This window comes from Streptomyces sp. NBC_00400 (genome assembly GCF_036048035.1).
In the GTDB taxonomy this organism is placed as follows: domain Bacteria; phylum Actinomycetota; class Actinomycetes; order Streptomycetales; family Streptomycetaceae; genus Streptomyces.
The window spans coordinates 6,074,463-6,091,070 of sequence record NZ_CP107940.1 but is presented as its reverse complement, the minus strand read 5'-3'; the positions used below and the strand labels follow the sequence as shown (position 1 = coordinate 6,091,070).

Here is a 16,608-nt window from a genome sequence, read left to right as displayed (position 1 = left end):
CCTCAGCCGCGGCGGAAGACCGCAACCGTGCGGGCCGGCACGGTGAAGGTGCCCGACGTCCGTGCGTACGACGCGGTGGCGGTGGTCCGGTCCGTGCCGTGGGCCTGGACGGGATGCAGGGCGTAGCGCTCGCCTGCGAGTGCGCGGACGGTCTGGTCCTGGCGGTGCGGGGTGGCGTTGAGGACGACGACGAGGTTGCCGAGCCGCATGGTGATCACGCCGGGGGTCTCGTCCTGCCCGGAGAGCGGGAAGGACAGCGCCGACTGGACCCGGGCGGTGGTCTCAAGGCCGAAGGCCGGTTCCGTGGCGTGGATGCGCAGCAGGTCGCGGTAGGCGGCGGAGGCGTGGTGGACCGCGGCGCAGCCGGGGCGGAGCGCGGGGTCGGCGAGGAGGGGCCGGGCGTAGGGCCACTTGTCCTTGTTGTCGGCGGCCGGGGGCAGTCCGCGGCCGAAGCCGTTGCCGTCGGCGCAGTTCCAGTGCAGGGCGTTGAACCAGTCGCCGCTGTCGAAGGAGTTGCGGTCCAGGGACTTGGAGCGCAGGAGGTCGGAGCCGGCCTGGGAGAGCGCCGGGCCCTGCGAGAGGGCGGCGGTGGCGAGGGCGAGCACCTGCATACGGGAGCGGTCGGCGGCGCCGGTGCGCTGCGGGAGTTTGTAGGCGAGGGCGTCGTAGAGGGTTTCGTTGTCGTGGGCGTCGGCGTAGGCGAGGGCGTCGCCGGGGGCGGCGGCGTATCCGGCCGGGGCGCCGTTGTAGTCGATCTGGGAGCCCTTGACGCGGTGGCCGGTGGTGTCGGTGAAGGTGTAGTCGGCGAGGTTGCCGGTGAGGCCGACCTTGATGAGGTCCTGGTAGTGGAGGAGCCGGGCGCGCTGCTCGGCCGGACTCCCGTTCTCCTTCGAGGAGTTGGGGTCGGTGTAGAGGCCTGAGGCGAAGCCCTGGATGCGGGGGTCGCCGTCGAAGGGACTGCCGCCGCGTACCGCGTCCCGGGCCCGGTCGCTGAAGGTCGCGATGCCGGTCCCGGCCATGTTCCGCTGGGTGGCCTGGACGAAGCGGGCGTCGTTCGCGGCCTCGCCGAAGTTCCAGCCCTCCCCGTAGAGAATGATCTTCTTGCCGTCGACGCCGCCCTTCTCGGGGGTCAGTGCGTCGAGGGCCTTCCTGACGTCCAGGATGTCGGCCTTGGGGTGGTGCCCCATGAGGTCGAAGCGGAAGCCGTCGACCTTGTACTCCTTGGCCCAGGTGACGACGGAGTCGACGACGAGCTTGCCCATCATGGTGTGTTCGGGGGCGGTGCCCGAGCAGCAGGTGGAGGTGGCGACGCTGCCGTCGTCCATGAGCCGCTGGTAGTAGCCGGGGACGATGCGGTCCAGTACGGAGTGCGGGTCCTGGCCGCTCGCGGCGGTGTGGTTGTAGACGACGTCCATGACGGTGCGCAGCCCGGCGCCGTTGAGGCCCTGGACCATGCGGCGGAACTCGACGGTGCGGGCCGGGCCTCCCGGGTCGGAGGCGTAGGACCCTTCCGGGACGGTGTAGTGGAGCGGGTCGTAGCCCCAGTTGTAGGCGTCGCGGCCGGCCGTCTTGCCGACGCAGTCCTGCTGGCGGTCGGAGTCGGGGGCGTACGAGGCCAGGTCGCAGCCGGGACGGGCCTGGTCGGCGGGCCGCTCGGGCGTGGTGGCGAAGTCGAAGGCCGGCAGGAGGTGGACGTAGGAGGTGCCGGACCGGGCGAGGGAGGCCAGGTGCCGCATGCCGTCCGAGCGGCGGTCGGTGAAGGCGAGGTACTGACCGGGGTGGCGGGAGGTGCGGTCCTCGACGGAGAAGTCGCGGATCTGCAGCTCTTGGATGCGGGCGCGGCGCAGCGGCACCGCGGCGGGCTTCGTCAGCCGTGACCAGCCGGGCGGGGCGAGTTCCGGGTCGTCGAGGTCGGTGACCAGGCTGCGGGCCGAGTCGGCGGTCAGCGCGGTGGAGTAGGGGTCGGTGACCTTGTTGGTGACGGTCTTGCCGACGGTGGGCGCCCAGACCGTGACGAGGTAGCGGTACGGCTTTCCGGCCCAGTCGCGGGTGCCGGTGGTGCGCCAGATGCCGGTGGTGTCATCGCGTCGCATCGGGACGGTACGGCCGTCGAGTTCGAGGGCGACCGTGCGGGCGGTGGGTGCCCAGACGGAGAGGGTGGGGTGGCCGTGGTGGAAGACCGGGCCGAGCGCGGCGTGCCGGGCGCGGGCGCCGTAGAGGTCGTCCAGGACGCCGGGTATCTGGACACCGGTCGTGGCACTCCCCCCGTCGGCCGTGCGCTGGGTGGCGAGGAGCCTGCCGCGCAGGGCGGTACGGGCGAGGTGGCGGTCGCGGGGGTCGACGGTGAAGGCCGGGTAGCCCGTCAGATGCGGAGAGGCGAGCCGTTCGGAGGGGCTGAGGGTGCCGGGCGTGAGCCGTATCCGCTTGCCGTGCGCCCCGAACTCCAGCTGGGAGGCGGTATGTTCCGCGCCCTTCCAGACGACGGTGTCGCGGTCGATCCACTGGGCCCGGGCCTGCTCCGGCCCGGCCGCCTGCGCAGGGTGCAGCGGGGACGAGGCGAGCAGGGTCACCGCGCCGAGGGCAACGGCGAGGGCGGCGGCCAGGTTCCGGCGGGGGCGGGGGCGGCGCGCAGCGGGGAACCGGCGTGTGGTGGAGGACATGGGTCATGGTTCTATCCGCGCCGAATCCTTGCTGCAAGACCTTACGCAAGACATTGGAAGGGTGTTACGTTCCCGCAGTAGCCGGTCCGGCCGACCGGAGGCCCGCCCCGCGGGCCCACGCGCCCGGACGGTCGGACCGGTGCCAGGCAGCCTCCTACCCCAGCCCGAGGAGTTGTCGCCGAAGTCATGCCAGGTCAGCAGAGGCGCGAGCGTGAGGGCTGCTGGGCAGGAGCCGACGGTCTTGATGTAGCGGGCCACCACGCCGAACCCCACCGCTCCGACCGGTGAGAGCGGTGGGGTTCGGCGTGGCACCGTTGTTCAAGCACCCACAGATTCCACGAACTTGATCATCTTCAGGTGATAGGTACTTTTGCTCGGGTCGGGAAAGCGAACGCTGTGCCGGTAGTAGCGATGGAAAGCGATGATGCACGCCGCGTGCTCGATTTCCAGAGGCAGTGCGGCTGCATCTGCCTTCGACAGGGGCGCAAGAGCCTGATATCCCGTCACCAGGGCACTCAGCCGTTCGGGCACCAGGACGTCATCCTCCGCCGCCAGTCCGACCGCCGCCATGCCGAGATCCAGCAGGGGATCGTCGAGTGAGACCGTTTCCCAGTCCAGTACGGACAGCGTCCCATCGTCACGCACGATCACGTTGTCGGCGAAAAGGTCCCCGTGTGCGACCTTCCGAGAACGTTGGCTGTCGGCTTCGGCGCTGCGCACCCGCTTCAGGCGAGCCGCGAGCCACGCCGCAAACTCCCGGTCGGCGAACTGCGGAATGGCGTCCAACTGCTCAGCCGAGAGGCGGCGCGTCCCGACGGGGAGGTCGCCGAGCCCTTCCGACTCCGGCTCCAGGGCATGCAGTTGCGCCAGGATACGCCCTGCCTCGGGCAGCACCGGAATCGGCAGCGGCTGGCGCACCTCCCCCTGGATCCACTTCTTGAGGATGACCGGGCGGCCGTCGTCGAAGGTGGTGATCAGCTCTCCGTCGAGGGCGGGAACCACCTCGGTCGTCGGCACCCCCAGCCGATACACGGCCTGCGTGTACGTCGCGAGGCTCCGGGCGCTGACGATGTCGTGGTTGTCGAGGATGGTCAGTGTGAAGTCGCCCGATGGACTGGACACGTGGAAGCTGGAGTTCGCCGCGCCGCCGTTGAGAGGTTCCAGTTGCGGGTCCTGCAGCCCGTAGCGCTCAGACACAGCGGGCAGGTCGATCTGGTCCAGCTTGGTGTACGTCGCCACCCGGCTCAGTCTCCTCTTTGTGCGGCGGCCTCTCGGCGCCGATCATCGACAATCGCGGCCCAGCGTGCCCGTACTCGGCTTCGCTCGTCCACCCATTCGGCGCGCGGCAGATCTGCGGGCGGCTCTTCACCCGCCATCAGGTACGACAGTTCGACCAGGTAGGCGAACTCCTCGCCCCGTACACACTCGTGCAGCCTTTCGCGCGCCTCGTCCCGCGGAGCCGACTCGCCCAGGACCGCGGCGTGGAGACAGACCGCGAAGCGCACGTACGCGACAGACGACGTGAGTCCCGCCTCACGCGCCTCCTCGACCACTGCCTCGGCGCGGGCCGGCAGGTCGTCGCTGACACCTGCATCCCGCACGAGCGATGCGATCTTCGTCTGAATCTCCGCCCACCGGATCGACACCGTGCCCAAGGCGTCCTGCGCCCGCGTGATCTCCTCCCCGGCGCGGGGGCGATCCCGGAACGCGGCGGCGAAGGCCAGGCATGCCTGTGACAGCGCGGCCTCGCCCGGCTGGCCGAGCCGCAGTGCCTCGTCCCGGTTGACCGCGTACGAGGAGCAGGCGAGCGCCATGTTCCCCTGGGTCCACCAAAGGTCGCCGAGGGCCCGGTCCCGGCGGCCCTCCACGCCAAGGGCCTCGGCTGCGGCATGCACCTGGGGGAACCGCCCCACGCGGCGCGCGAGGTGCACCAGGCCGCGGGCCGCAGTGGGGGCAAGTCGTCCCCCGGTGTCGACGACCTTCCTCATCCCCTCCAACGAGGCCGCGAAGTTCCCGAGATCGCGGTCGCACTCCGCCAGGAAGTAGCGCGGCAGCTCCAACAGCGACTCGGGCAACTGCCCGGATGCCAGCACCCCGCGCAATTGCTCAGCGGTTTCACTCCGGTGACGTCGCTGCCGCCGTGCGATCGCGGACAACGTGCTGGCCAGAACCTCCGCCGCACTGCCGGTCCGGGCGTGGTGGCTCGCTTGCGCGGCTGGGGCAGGGGCCGGCAGTTCGATGGGCTCCCATACGAAGTCGTCGACGTAGCGGAACGCCGCGTCCTGCAGCCAGCCGAGTTTTAACCCGTAGTCGCGGGCGAGCGTCAGTCCCTGCCTCAGGGCGGCGACCAGACGCCTTCGGTCTCCGTCCGCCTCATGTTCCAAGGCATCGAGCGTGCGTTGCGCAGCCCGCCGCCAGTCCGCCGGGCTCCAGCGGTCCTCGCTCGTCGAGTCCGCCTCCCGCATGGCATCGCGTACGAGATTGTGCAGCCGGTAGGGCCAAGGGGCGCCGGGATCCAGATCCACGAAGGGGCGCTCGACCAATTCCAGGGCAGGGGCGTCGTGATCGAGACCGGCGCCGGCCGCTGCCAGCTCGACAGAGAACGAGTCGAGCAGACTCACCGCTCTCAGGACCTGCCGTACGCTCGGTGTGAGATCCCGGAAGGTCCGTGCCACGAGCGCCGGGAAGTCCAGATTGAACTCGCTCGCCACCGGGGCGCGCCCGTTCTTGCGGTACATGTCCAAGAACCGCATCACCGCGAGGTCCAGGTAGAGCGGCAGCCCGTGCGAGTTGGCAGTGATCAGGTGTCGCGCACTGTCATCCATCAGCGGCCGGCTGCCGACGGTCAGCCGCTCGCAAAGGTACCTCTCGCAGTCCTCCGCGGAGAGATAGCCGACAGTGTGCTGACGCGGTTCCTCCACCGCACCGCCGACGAGCAGAGGCCAGAAGTCCGCTCCCGCCCAGTCCAGTTGCCCCTCCAGTCCGGCATCGTCCCACTGCAGACGGTTTCGGCCGGTGATGATGAACAGGACGTTCGGCATCAGCCACGCCACCCGCTGGATCAGCCGCTCAAGATCGCGGTGCACGCGGTCCCCGACATCCTCGAAGGTGTCCAGCAGGACGACGAGCGTTGCCCGGCGCTTGGCCGAGAGCCGGCTCAGGTCCCAGGCGAGCAGATGCGAGTAGTAGCTGAGTGCTTCCAGGTCCGGTTCGGCTTCGAGCAGGTCGGCCAAACGGCGGCACTCGGCAAGCGAGCGGACCTGGTGACGCCGGTCCCGCAACGCACGGACAAGGGACCGAAGCCCCTTTCCGACGAGCGCGCCCGTAGTCCCGGGCAAGGACGCCGCCTGCGCGACGTCCGACAGCACCGACTGCATCTGGCCGGACAGCGACCGTGCCCCCGGGAACCGGCTGAACCAGGTGCGGCGCCGCAGATACTCCTCAAGCGGCTCTCCGGGATGGTTACGCTCCCAGTAGCGCTGGAACGCAAGGTCGAAGGCCGGCATCGGCTCCCCCAGCTCGACCACCGCGAGCCGCAGGGCAAGCATCAAGGACTCGAAGTCACTGCCGGAGTCACGCGACAAGTCGACGCGTACCGGGGCCACCCGCCCCACCCGCGGGTCCAGCGGAGTCCAGTCGGCGCCGCGCGCTTCGCCGTCCACCAGGTGCTCGGCGACGCCACGCGACAGCGTGGACTTGCCGATACCGCCGACCCCGTAGAAGACGAGCACATTGCGCCGCGGGGTCTCCAGATCCTCGACATCGAACCCGGCCTCGTGCACCCGTCGGGTATGGCGTACGAGGCTCTCCACCACCGTGGCCCACTCGTCACGCCGGTCGGCGAAGTAGTCAACGGCTTTCAGCTCACGATCATTCGACCGGAATAACGCGCGAAGATCCGACCTGGACACCTGGGCTACCTCCGACTGGCTGACTCGAAGCAGCCAGCCCAGCAGTCGTTTGATGACCCGTCAAGCACCGGTCCCCCTTCGGACGGAGGTAGGACGGGCCCAGGGTCCATACACAGCCGGGCGGCGCTACAGGTCCAGTTCGACCCGGACCACCTTGCCCACCGGGACCCGGTCGACGACCTCCCAGCGGTCGGCGAGCGCGGCCACCAGTGGGAGACCGCGCCCCGTTTCGCAGTCCGGGGGCGGGAGCGTGAGCGCGTCAGGGGACGGCGGGCGTTTCTCCGTACGGGTGTCGGCGACCTCGATGCGGAGGGTCGCGGGGCGTGCGGCGGCGCCGGCGTGGGCGCGGGACAGGGTCGCGAGGCGCAGCTCGAAGTCCCGGCCGGGGACCCGGCCGTGTGTCACGGCATTCGCGGCGAGTTCGGCGACGACCGCGGCGGCCGTATCGGACAACCCGCTGCCGTAGGGGAAGCCCCACTGATCGAGCCGGTGGACGGCGAGGCGGCGGGCGAGACGGGCACCGAGGCGGGTCGCACTGAAGCGCATGGTGAACACACGTACGGTAACCGGGGCTTGGGCGGCCCGGAAGGTTGACTGGACTGGCATGCGCCCTACGGTGACGCCCCCATGGCAGCCATGGCCAGGGTTTCCGCCCCTACGGAGCTCGTACGCAACGTGAGCGTACGAGTGCAAAGGGTGGACATCGGCGATAACGGAACGTAACCATGGGTGAGTTGTGCGCGTGGCACGACAGACGCAGGGGAGGTGGCCGGTATGGCCGGCAAAACGGGCAACAGCGAGCCCGAAACCACCGACAGCCTCAGGGCCTTCGGGGCCGTGGTCAAGGCGTTCCGGAAGCGGGCGAAACTGACGCAGGAGGGACTGGCGCGGCGGGTGGGATTCTCCGCCGGGACCATCGCCTCGATCGAGCAGGGGCGCAGGCTCCCGCCACCGGAGTTCATCGAGCGGGCCGAGCGGGTGCTGGACGCCTTCGGGGTACTGCGGGCGATGGCGACGCAGCTGGCCCGGCAGCCGGGATTAGCCGCGTGGTTCCGGCAGTGGGCCCGGCTGGAGGAGCAGGCGATCAGCCTGTACACGTACGAATGCCGTTTGATGCCGGGCCTGTTGCAGACCGAGGCGTACGCGCGGGAGCTGTTCGAGCACCGCATTCCGCTGCTGACCGACGAGGAGACCGAGACGAAGGTGACCGCCCGACTGGACCGGCAGAAGCTGCTGCGGGACCGGCCGAACACGGCGTTCAGTTTCATCATCGACGAGCATGTCTTTCTGCGCCGGACCGGCGGGGCTGACGTGGCCCGGGAACTCCTTGACCGTGTGCTGGAGACCACCCAGCGCCTCCGGAATGTCGAGCTGCAAGTCATGCCGTTGGCCAGGGGAGTTCATGGAGGGATGGATGGCCCGCTGCGGCTCCTGGAGACCCCGAGCAACCGGTGGTATGGCTATTGCGAGGGGCAGGAGAGCGGCCTCCTCATTTCTGACGCGAAGACCATCAGCACACTGCACATGCGCTATGCGAAACTGCGTTCGCAGGCCCTCACTCCGGAGGATTCCCGGAGCCTGCTGACGCAGATGCGAGGAGCGCTATGAACACCACCGAACTGGCCTGGTTCAAGAGCAGCTACAGCGGCAGCTCCGGCGACGACTGCGTGGAAGTCGCCCTCTCCTGGTACAAGTCCAGCTACAGCGGCGATGCCGGAGACAGCTGCGTCGAGATCGCCGCCTGCCCCACCACCGTCCACATCCGCGACTCCAAGGACAAGGCCGGCCCGCAGCTCGCCGTGCCCGCCCCGGCCTGGACGGAGTTCGTGGCGTACGCCGCCGTGCAGGAGGCCTGAGGGTGCAGGCGGGCAGCCACGACGCGTCCGACGTGGTGGCGCTCAAGTGGCGCAAGGTGCGCGCGTTGAGTGCGGAAGTAATCGACCCGGACATGGTGGAAGCGGCCTATGCACAGCCTCGGCTGCGTCAGTTCGTCCCCTTGGTGAGTCATGGATCGCTGCAATTCAGCCGCTGCACCGAGTCCCCCTTGACCTATGACATCCCGGCGTTGTTCCCGAGCGCGGGTGGCGGCTTCGTGGTGATCCGCATGTGGGAACCCAACGGTTCGGAACGTCACCAGGTCGGGTGGGTCGAAACCCTGGAGGAGGCCGCCGCCCTGATCGCCTCCGAGATTCCCGCGGACTGGGGGCCGGCCGTTCACGGGACCGCTGACGACGTGCACTGACGCGGGGACGAGAGGGACCGGCGCCCGGGACGTCCGCACCGCGCGGTCCCGCCGCCGCCCAGGCCCGCGTCCACCCCGGCCTCCGGGGCGCGCGGTCAGGGCCGTACCGCCCCCGTGGACCCCCGCACCACCAGCTCCGGCTGGAAGACGAACTCGGTGCGGCGGGGCGGTTCCCGGCGGCCCGCCGCCCGTTCGTGGATCTCCTCGATCAGGGCGCCCACCGCCGCCGTCGCCATGGCCTGTACCGGCTGGCGCACGGTGGTCAGCGGCGGGTCGGTGAAGGCGATGAGCTGGGAGTCGTCGAAGCCGACGACCGAGAGGCCGGCCGGGACGGCCAGGCCGCGCTGGCGGGCCGCGCGGACGACGCCGAGCGCCATCAGGTCGCTGCCGCAGACGATGCCGGTGCAGCCGTCGTCGAGCAGTGTGGCGGCGGCCGCGTGTCCGCCTTCCACGCTGAACAGGGTGTGCCGGACGCGCCGTTCGGCCTGCCCCCTCGACAGGCCGAACGACTCGCCCAGCGCCGCCGCGAAGCCCTCGGCCTTGCGGCGGGAGGGCACATAGCGGGCCGGGCCGACGGCCAGCCCGATCCGCTCGTGCCCCAGCTCGGCCAGGTGACGCACTGCCATCCGGGCCGCCGCGCCGTCGTCGGGTGAGACGAAAGGCGCGTCGATGTGGTCGTTGTAGCCGTTGATGAGGACGTACGGGACGCCGCGTGCGGCCAGGCGGGCGTAGCGGGACGGGTCGGCGCCGGTGTCCGCGTGCAGGCCGGAGAGGAAGACGATGCCGGTGACGCCGCGCTCCTCCAGTTGCTCGACGAGTTCGTCCTCGGTGGCGCCGCCGGGCATCTGGGTGCAGAGCACCGGGGTGTAGCCGTGGCCCGCCAGCGACTGCTCGATGATCTGGGCGAAGGCCGGGAAGATCGGGTTGGTCAGTTCGGGGATGACCAGGCCGACGAGTCCGGCGCTGCGCCGCCGCAGCCGGACCGGGCGCTCGTAGCCGAGCACGTCGAGCGCGGCGAGCACCCGCCGCCGGGTGCCCGCCGCCACGCCCGCCTTGGCGTTCAGGACCCGGCTGACGGTCGCCTCGCTGACCTGCGCCTGGGCGGCGATGTCGGACAACCGGGGGGCGGCCGTGGCGTCGGCGGGATCGGGCAGGGTCATTCCTCCCACCAGACGGCGGTGTCGGCGGGCAGCTCGATGGCCCCCGCGGACGTGTGCAGTTCGACGCCCCCCTCGGACGTGTCCAGTGGGCGGGAGGAGAGCAGCAGCCGGCCGGGAGCGGGCAGGCGGGCCGGGGCCCCGGTCGTGTTGACCGTGCAGACGAGGCCGCCGGGGCGGCGGAAGGCCAGGACGCCGTCGGGGGCGTCCAGCCACTCGACCGCGTCGCCCGCGCCGAGGCCGGGGTGGGCGCGGCGCAGGGTCAGGGCGGTGCGGTAGAGCTCCAGGGTGGAGGCGGGGTCGCCGGTCTGGGCCGCGACGGTGAGCGGTGCCCAGTCAGCGGGCTGGGGCAGCCAGCTGCCGCCGTCGCCGAAGCCGTAGGGGGCCGCGTCGCCGCTCCACGGGAGCGGGACCCGGCAGCCGTCGCGCAGGCCGTCCTGGCCGGTGGCCCGGAAGAAGGAGGGGTCCTGGCGGACCTCGTCGGGCAGGTCGGTGACCTCGGGCAGGCCCAGTTCCTCGCCCTGGTAGAGGTAGGCGGAGCCGGGCAGGGCCAGCATCAGGAGGGTGGCGGCGCGGGCGCGGGCGAGGCTGCCGCCGAGGCGGGTGGTGTGGCGTACGACGTCGTGGTTGGACAGCACCCAGGTGGTGGGGGCCGCCACCGGGCGCATGGCGTCGAGGGAGGAGTCGATCGCCTCGCGGAGGGCGGCCGCATCCCATTCCGCGTTCAAGTAATGGAAGTTGAAGGCCTGGTGGAGTTCGTCGGGGCGGAGGTAGAGGGCGGTGCGGTCGGCGGTGGGGGTCCAGGCCTCGGCGACCGCGATCCGTTCGCCGGAGTACTCGTCGAGGACGGTGCGCCAGGAGCGGTAGATGTCGTGGACACCGTCCTGGTCGAAGAACGGCAGGACCTGGTTGCCCAGCAGCTTCAGCTGTTCGCCGTGGCCCATGTCGGGCAGGCCGGGGGCCTTGACCAGGCCGTGGGCCACGTCGACCCGGAAGCCGTCCACGCCCAGGTCCAGCCAGAAGCGGAGGATGGAACGGAACTCGTCCCGGACGGCGGGGTGGTCCCAGTTGAAGTCGGGCTGTTCGGGGGCGAAGAGGTGGAGGTACCACTCCCCGTCGGGGACCCGGGTCCAGGCCGGGCCGCCGAACAGGGACTCCCAGTCGTTGGGCGGCTCCTCGCCGTTCTCGCCGCGCCCCTTGCGGAAGTGGAAGCGCTCGCGCAGTACCGAACCCGGGCCCTCCGCCAGTCCGCGGCGGAACCATTCGTGCTGGTCGGAGCAGTGGTTGGGGACGAGGTCGACGATGATGCGCAGGCCCAGGGCGTGGGCGTCCCGGATGACGGCCTCGGCGTCGGCCAGGGTGCCGAACATCGGGTCGATGGTGCGGTAGTCGGCGACGTCGTAACCGGCGTCGGCCTGCGGGGAGGCGTAGAAGGGGCTGAGCCAGACCGCGTCCACGCCCAGGTCGCGCAGGTACGGCAGCCGGCTGCGGACGCCCGGCAGGTCCCCCATGCCGTCGCCGTTGCCGTCGGCGAAGCTGCGCGGATAGACCTGGTAGATCACCGCGTGGCGCCACCAGTCGGTGGCAGGAGTGGTGGTGTGCTGTGAAGTCATCTCAACCCTTGGTGGTGCCGGCGGTCAGTCCGGCGACGAGGTGGCGCTGGGCGAAGGCGAAGACGAGGGCGGCCGGCACGGCGATGATCACGGCGGCGGCGGTCATCGAACCCCAGTCGTTGGTGTACTGGTTGACGAAGGTCTGCAGGCCGCCGGCGAGCGTCAGGTTCTCCTCGCCGGTCATGAAGGCGGAGGCGTAGGCGACCTCGGCCCAGGCGGTGACGAAGGTGTAGAAGCCGGTGACGGCCAGGCCCGGTCTGGCGAGCGGGAGGACCAGGCGCCAGAAGGTGCCGAAGGGGTTGAGGCCGTCGACCCGTCCGGACTCGTCGATCTCCACCGGGATGGTGTCGAAGAAGCCCTTCATCATCCAGGCGCAGAAGGGGACGGCGATGGTCAGGTAGGTGACGACCAGGCCGGCCGGCTGGTTGAGCAGGCCCAGGCTCGCCAGCAGGTTGTACAGCGGCACGATCAGCACCGCGACCGGGAACATCTGGGTGATCAGCAGCAGCCACATCAGCGGGCGCATCCCGGGGAAGCGGAAGCGGCTGACGGCGTAGCCGGTGGTGGCGGCGATGAAGACACCGAGGACGGTGGTCAGCCCGACGATGATCACGGAGTTCTTGAACCAGGTCAGGAACTCGGTGTCGGCGATCACGTGGGTGTAGTTGGCGAGGGTGAAGTGGGTGACAAGGCCGGTGGAGAAGGCGTCGTTCTTCGGTTTGAAGGACGTCACCAGCAGCCAGAGCGGCGGGAAGACGGCCACGGCGGCGGCGACGAGCAGGGCCGCGTGCAGGCCCAGGGACGCCGGGCGGGAGCGCTCGTTGCGCTTACGGGACGTGGGCCGGTGCGGGGCGGGCGTCCGGGTCGCGGAGGCCCGGTTGCTGCGTGTGCGGGTCATGGTCATGGTCACCACACCTCTCCCTGCTTGCGCAGCGCCCGGCGGTAGACCACCGCGACGGCCGAGAGCAGGACCAGGATCAGGACGCCCCAGGCCGCGGACTCGGAGAAGTTGCGGGGGCTGTCGAGGAAGGAGAGCCGGTAGGCGTAGGTCACCAGGATCTCGGTGGCGTCGCCGGGGCCGCCCCGGGTCAGCAGGAAGATCACCGGGAACATGTTGAAGGTCCAGATGGTGGAGAGCAGGATCACCGTGCTGCTGACGGCGCGCAGGCCGGGGACGGTGATGTTGCGGAATCGCTGCCAGGGGCCCGCGCCGTCCATCTCGGCGGCCTCGTACAGCTCGCCGGGGATGGACTGCAGTCCGCCGAGCAGCGCAACGAGCATGAAGGGCACGCCCAGCCAGACGTTGACGGCGATCACCGAGAGCTTGGCCCAGGTCGGGTCGTTGAGCCACGGGACCGCGTCGATACCGCCGCCGGCCAGCAGCTTGTTGAGGATGCCGTTCTTCTCGTTGTAGAGCATCCGCCAGGTGAAGACCGAGATGAAGGCGGGGATGGCCCACGGCAGGATCAGCGCGAGGCGGTAGAAGGTGCGGCCGCGCAGCGTGCGGTTGAGCATGTTCGCCAGGGCGAGGCCGGTCAGGAAGGTCAGCGAGACGCAGCCGACGGTCCACAGAACGGTCCAGCCCAGACGGTCCCAGAAGACGCCGTCGGCCAGCACCGCCCGGTAGTTGTCCAGGCCGGTGAACTTGTAGGTGGCGGGGAGGTGGTTGACGCCGATGTTCCGCTCGACGTTGGCCTCGTTGGCGTCGGTGAGCGAGAGGAAGACGCCGCGCACCAGCGGATAGCCGATGATCACCCCGATGACGAGTACCACCGGGGCGACCATCGTCCATGCGTACCAGTGGGTGCCCAGCGCCCGGCGCACCCGTACAGCGAAGGTCACTTGTAGTCCTTGAGCAGCTTCCGGTAGGCGTCGCCGGCCGCCTTGGCGGCCTGCTCGGGCGAGGAGGCGCCGGTGAGCACCTTGTTCATCTGGACCTTGACCGGCTCGAAGAGGGAGTTGCCCTCGGCGATCCAGGGGCGCTGGACCGCGCCGTCGACGGCGGGCTTGAAGAACTGGACCATCTCGTTGTTCTTGACGGCCGGCACCTCGTACACGGACTTGCGGGTGGGCAGCAGGCTCAGCTTCTCGTTGGTCTGCTGCTGGACCTTGGCCGAGCTCATGTACTTGACGAAGGCGTAGGAGGCCTGGAGGTTCTTGCTGCCGGCGTAGACGGAGAGGTTCCAGCCGCCCTGCGGGGAGCCCTGGGCGGTGCTGCCGCCGGGTACGGGGGCGACGCCGAGGTTGTCCTTGTGGGCGGGGGACTTGAAGGCCTTGCCGGCGCGGGCGCCCTCGATGTCCCAGGGGCCGTCGACGGCCATCGCGACGGTGCCGTCCTTGAGGGCCTTGAGCTGGTTCTCCTGGCCGTCGGTGGCATCGGTGACGGCGGCCTTGGAGTCGACCAGGCTCTTGAGGGTCTTGAACGCCTTGACGCCGGCGCCGTCGTCGATCTCCACGACCTTGTCGCGGGCGTTCACCAGGTCGCCGCCCTCGCCGTAGAGGTAGGGCAGGAACCAGTAGGGGTCGTCGCCGCGCAGGTAGAGGGCGGTGGCGCCGGTCTTCGCCTTGATCTTCTTGGCGGCGGTGGCCAGTTCGGCGAAGGTCTTGGGCACCTCGACGCCGGCGTCCTTGAGGAGCTTCTTGTTGTAGAAGAGGCCGAGGGTGTCGATGACCTGGGGTGCGGCGTAGGTCTTGCCCTTGAACTTCGTGGAGCCGACGGCCTGCGGGAGGTAGTCGTCGGCCTTGTCGAGGGCGGGGGTGCCGTCGAGGGGCGCGAGGTAGCCGAGGTTGGCGAAGTCGGCGACCCAGGCGACCTCGGTGCGCATCACGTCGGGGGCGCCGGAGTTGCCGCCGGCGGCGTTCTTGAACTTGGCGTTGGCGTCGCCGAACGGCACGTTCACATACTTGACGTGGACCTTCGGGTGCTCTTTCTGGAAACCTTCGGCAAGCTTGCGGTACGTCGCCTTCTCGGCGTCGTTGGAGGTGTCCCAGAAGGTAACGGTTCCGGACAGTTCGCCCCCGCTGTTGCCGCCGCTGCCGCCGTCACCTCCGCCGCACGCCGTCGCCGCCAGTGCCAGGCCCGCTACCAGCGCGGTGGCCGTTGCGCCCCGTATGCCACGCCGCATGTGAACTCCTTAGGGAAATGCCTCAGATGGCGGTCAGGAACGTAACAGCGCGGAAAACAAACCGAAAGACCTTGCGGCAATTTTCTGCAAGACTGCGGGAACGAAGTGCAACGAGATGGCTGGAAGGGGACCCTCCGGGCGCTCCCGGCACCGTCACCCCGCGCCCGCCCGAGCGTTGATTCCTTGAAGGCACCGACGCCTCTTGACCTCGACAGGGACGGCAGATGACCCAGGAGCTCACTTCCCCCAGCCCCGCCCCCCAGGCCCCCGGACCGGGCCGAGGTCCCGGATGGTGGCGCGACGCCGTCATCTACCAGGTCTACGTCCGCTCCTTCGCCGACAGCGACGGCGACGGCATCGGCGATCTGCGCGGAATCCGCGAGCGGCTGCCGTACCTCAAGGACCTGGGGGTGGACGCCGTCTGGCTCACCCCCTTCTACGCCTCACCCCAGGCCGACGGCGGCTACGACGTCGCCGACTACCGCACCGTCGACCCGCTCTTCGGCACCCTCCAGGACGCCGGCGAACTCCTCCGCGACGCCCATGACCTGGGCCTGCGGGTGATCGTCGACATCGTCCCCAACCACACCTCCGACCGGCACCCGTGGTTCCAGGACCCGGCGCTCTCCCGGCAGCGCTACCTCTTCCGCCCCGGCAAGGGCGAGGGCGGCGAACTCCCGCCCAACGACTGGGAGTCCATCTTCGGCGGCCCGGCCTGGACGCGCACCGACCGGGGCGACTGGTACCTGCACCTCTTCGCCCCCGAGCAGCCCGACCTGAACTGGGAGAACCCGGAGGTGCACGCCGAATTCGAGGCCATCATGCGCTTCTGGCTCGACCTCGGGGCGGACGGCTTCCGGGTCGATGTCGCGCACGGCATGATCAAGGCGCCCGGCCTGCCGGACATCGGCCACGGCGCCCAGGCCCAGCTCATCGGCAGCCAGGTCCTGCCGTTCTTCGACCAGGACGGCGTGCACGCCATCCACCGCGCCTGGCGCCGGCTGCTGGACGGCTACGGAGACGCCCGCGGCAGGCAGGTCATCGGCGTCGCCGAGGCCTGGGCCCCCACCCCGGAACGCCTCGCCCTGTACGTACGCCCCGACGAACTCCACCAGGCCTTCAACTTCCAGTTCCTGAACGCCGCCTGGCAGGCCGACGCGCTGCGCTCGGTGATCGACGCCTCGCTCGCCGCCACCGCCTCGGTCGGCGCCCCCACCACCTGGGTGCTGTCCAACCACGACGTCGTACGCCACACCACCCGCCTCGGCGGCAGCCTCGCCCGCGCCCGCGCCGCCACCCTCCTGATGCTGGCCCTGCCCGGCTCCGCCTACCTCTACCAGGGCGAGGAACTGGGCCTGCCCGAGGTCACCGACCTGCCCGACGAGGTCCGCCAGGACCCGGCGTTCTTCCGCGGCGGCCGGGCGACCGGCGCGGCGGGCCCCGGCACCGACACCGAGTCCGCCCCGGACGGCGTCGCCTCCACCAGCGGCCAGGACGGCTTCCGCGACGGCTGCCGGGTGCCGCTGCCCTGGTCCGGCGAGGCGCCGCCGTACGGCTTCGGCCCCGGCGGCAGCTGGCTGCCGCAGCCCGCCGACTGGGCACCGCTCACCGTCGCGGCCCAGACCGGCGACCCCGCCTCCACCCTGGAGCTCTACCGCACCGCCCTCGATCTGCGGCGCCGGCTGCCGGGGCTGGGCGACGGCGCGATGAGCTGGGCGCCCGCCCCCGACGGGGCGCTCGCCTTCACCCGCCCCGGCCTGCTGTGCACCGTCAACACCCTGGGGCACGACGTCGAACTCCCCACCCCCGGAACACCGCTGCTCTCCAGCGCCCCGGTGAGCGTCGACGGCGCCGCCGCCCACCTCCCCGGGGACAGCTGCACCTGGTGGGCAATCTGACA

The 16,608-nt window shown here is 70.5% G+C and carries 13 protein-coding genes; 4 read left to right on the top strand and 9 right to left on the bottom strand.

The window, feature by feature from the left end; genetic code table 11:
* Positions 1-2 precede the first annotated feature (2 nt).
* From pulA to OHS81_RS26640, 4 genes are all read right to left on the bottom strand, one after another.
* Entirely contained in the window at positions 3-2,660 is a 2,658-nt protein-coding gene (gene pulA / locus OHS81_RS26655) for a pullulanase-type alpha-1,6-glucosidase (protein WP_328387185.1), read from the bottom strand.
* A 318-nt stretch (positions 2,661-2,978) separates the two neighbouring features.
* Positions 2,979-3,899 (bottom strand): phosphotransferase, encoded by a 921-nt coding sequence (locus tag OHS81_RS26650; RefSeq protein ID WP_328387184.1) that lies wholly within the window; start codon positions 3,897-3,899, stop codon positions 2,979-2,981.
* 5 nt (positions 3,900-3,904) lie between these two features.
* Positions 3,905-6,571, bottom strand: a complete 2,667-nt coding sequence (locus OHS81_RS26645; protein ID WP_328387183.1) for an ATP/GTP-binding protein — start codon at positions 6,569-6,571, stop codon at positions 3,905-3,907.
* Positions 6,572-6,697: 126 nt separating this feature from the next.
* Positions 6,698-7,177 (bottom strand): ATP-binding protein, encoded by a 480-nt coding sequence (locus tag OHS81_RS26640; RefSeq protein WP_328387182.1) that lies wholly within the window; start codon positions 7,175-7,177, stop codon positions 6,698-6,700.
* A 168-nt stretch (positions 7,178-7,345) separates the two neighbouring features.
* Here OHS81_RS26640 and OHS81_RS26635 point away from each other — a divergent pair, with 168 nt between their 5' ends.
* Genes OHS81_RS26635 through OHS81_RS26625 form a run of 3 tightly spaced genes read left to right on the top strand, consistent with a single transcriptional unit; the run spans position 7,346 to position 8,813 of the window.
* Entirely contained in the window at positions 7,346-8,179 is an 834-nt protein-coding gene (locus tag OHS81_RS26635) for a helix-turn-helix domain-containing protein (protein WP_328387181.1), read from the top strand.
* A complete protein-coding gene (locus tag OHS81_RS26630; protein WP_328387180.1) occupies positions 8,176-8,427 on the top strand; it encodes a DUF397 domain-containing protein in 252 nt (83 codons plus the stop codon). Before OHS81_RS26635 ends, OHS81_RS26630 begins: the two co-directional genes overlap by 4 nt.
* A gap of 2 nt (positions 8,428-8,429) precedes the next feature.
* Positions 8,430-8,813, top strand: a complete 384-nt coding sequence (locus OHS81_RS26625) for a DUF6193 family natural product biosynthesis protein (protein ID WP_328387179.1) — start codon at positions 8,430-8,432, stop codon at positions 8,811-8,813.
* A 95-nt stretch (positions 8,814-8,908) separates the two neighbouring features.
* Here OHS81_RS26625 and OHS81_RS26620 read toward each other — a convergent pair whose 3' ends face one another.
* Genes OHS81_RS26620 through OHS81_RS26600 form a run of 5 tightly spaced genes read right to left on the bottom strand, consistent with a single transcriptional unit; the run spans position 8,909 to position 14,708 of the window.
* On the bottom strand, positions 8,909-9,973 hold the full coding sequence (locus tag OHS81_RS26620) for a LacI family DNA-binding transcriptional regulator (protein WP_328387178.1): 1,065 nt from the start codon (positions 9,971-9,973) through the stop codon (positions 8,909-8,911).
* The gene (locus OHS81_RS26615; protein ID WP_328387177.1) at positions 9,970-11,583 is read right to left on the bottom strand and encodes a glycoside hydrolase family 13 protein; all 1,614 of its coding nucleotides are present in this window, start codon (positions 11,581-11,583) and stop codon (positions 9,970-9,972) included. Before OHS81_RS26615 ends, OHS81_RS26620 begins: the two co-directional genes overlap by 4 nt.
* A 1-nt stretch (position 11,584) precedes the next feature.
* On the bottom strand, positions 11,585-12,487 hold the full coding sequence (locus OHS81_RS26610; RefSeq protein ID WP_328387176.1) for a sugar ABC transporter permease: 903 nt from the start codon (positions 12,485-12,487) through the stop codon (positions 11,585-11,587).
* A gap of 2 nt (positions 12,488-12,489) precedes the next feature.
* Positions 12,490-13,368 carry a carbohydrate ABC transporter permease gene (locus OHS81_RS26605; protein ID WP_443058871.1) on the bottom strand — a complete coding sequence of 293 codons (879 nt, stop codon included), beginning with the start codon at positions 13,366-13,368 and terminating at the stop codon, positions 12,490-12,492.
* Between the two features lie 53 nt (positions 13,369-13,421).
* The gene (locus OHS81_RS26600; protein WP_328387174.1) at positions 13,422-14,708 is read right to left on the bottom strand and encodes an extracellular solute-binding protein; all 1,287 of its coding nucleotides are present in this window, start codon (positions 14,706-14,708) and stop codon (positions 13,422-13,424) included.
* Positions 14,709-14,932: 224 nt separating this feature from the next.
* On the opposite strand from OHS81_RS26600, the gene OHS81_RS26595 reads away from it, so the two are divergent.
* Positions 14,933-16,606 carry a glycoside hydrolase family 13 protein gene (locus OHS81_RS26595; protein WP_328387173.1) on the top strand — a complete coding sequence of 558 codons (1,674 nt, stop codon included), beginning with the start codon at positions 14,933-14,935 and terminating at the stop codon, positions 16,604-16,606.
* Positions 16,607-16,608: the final 2 nt, after the last annotated feature.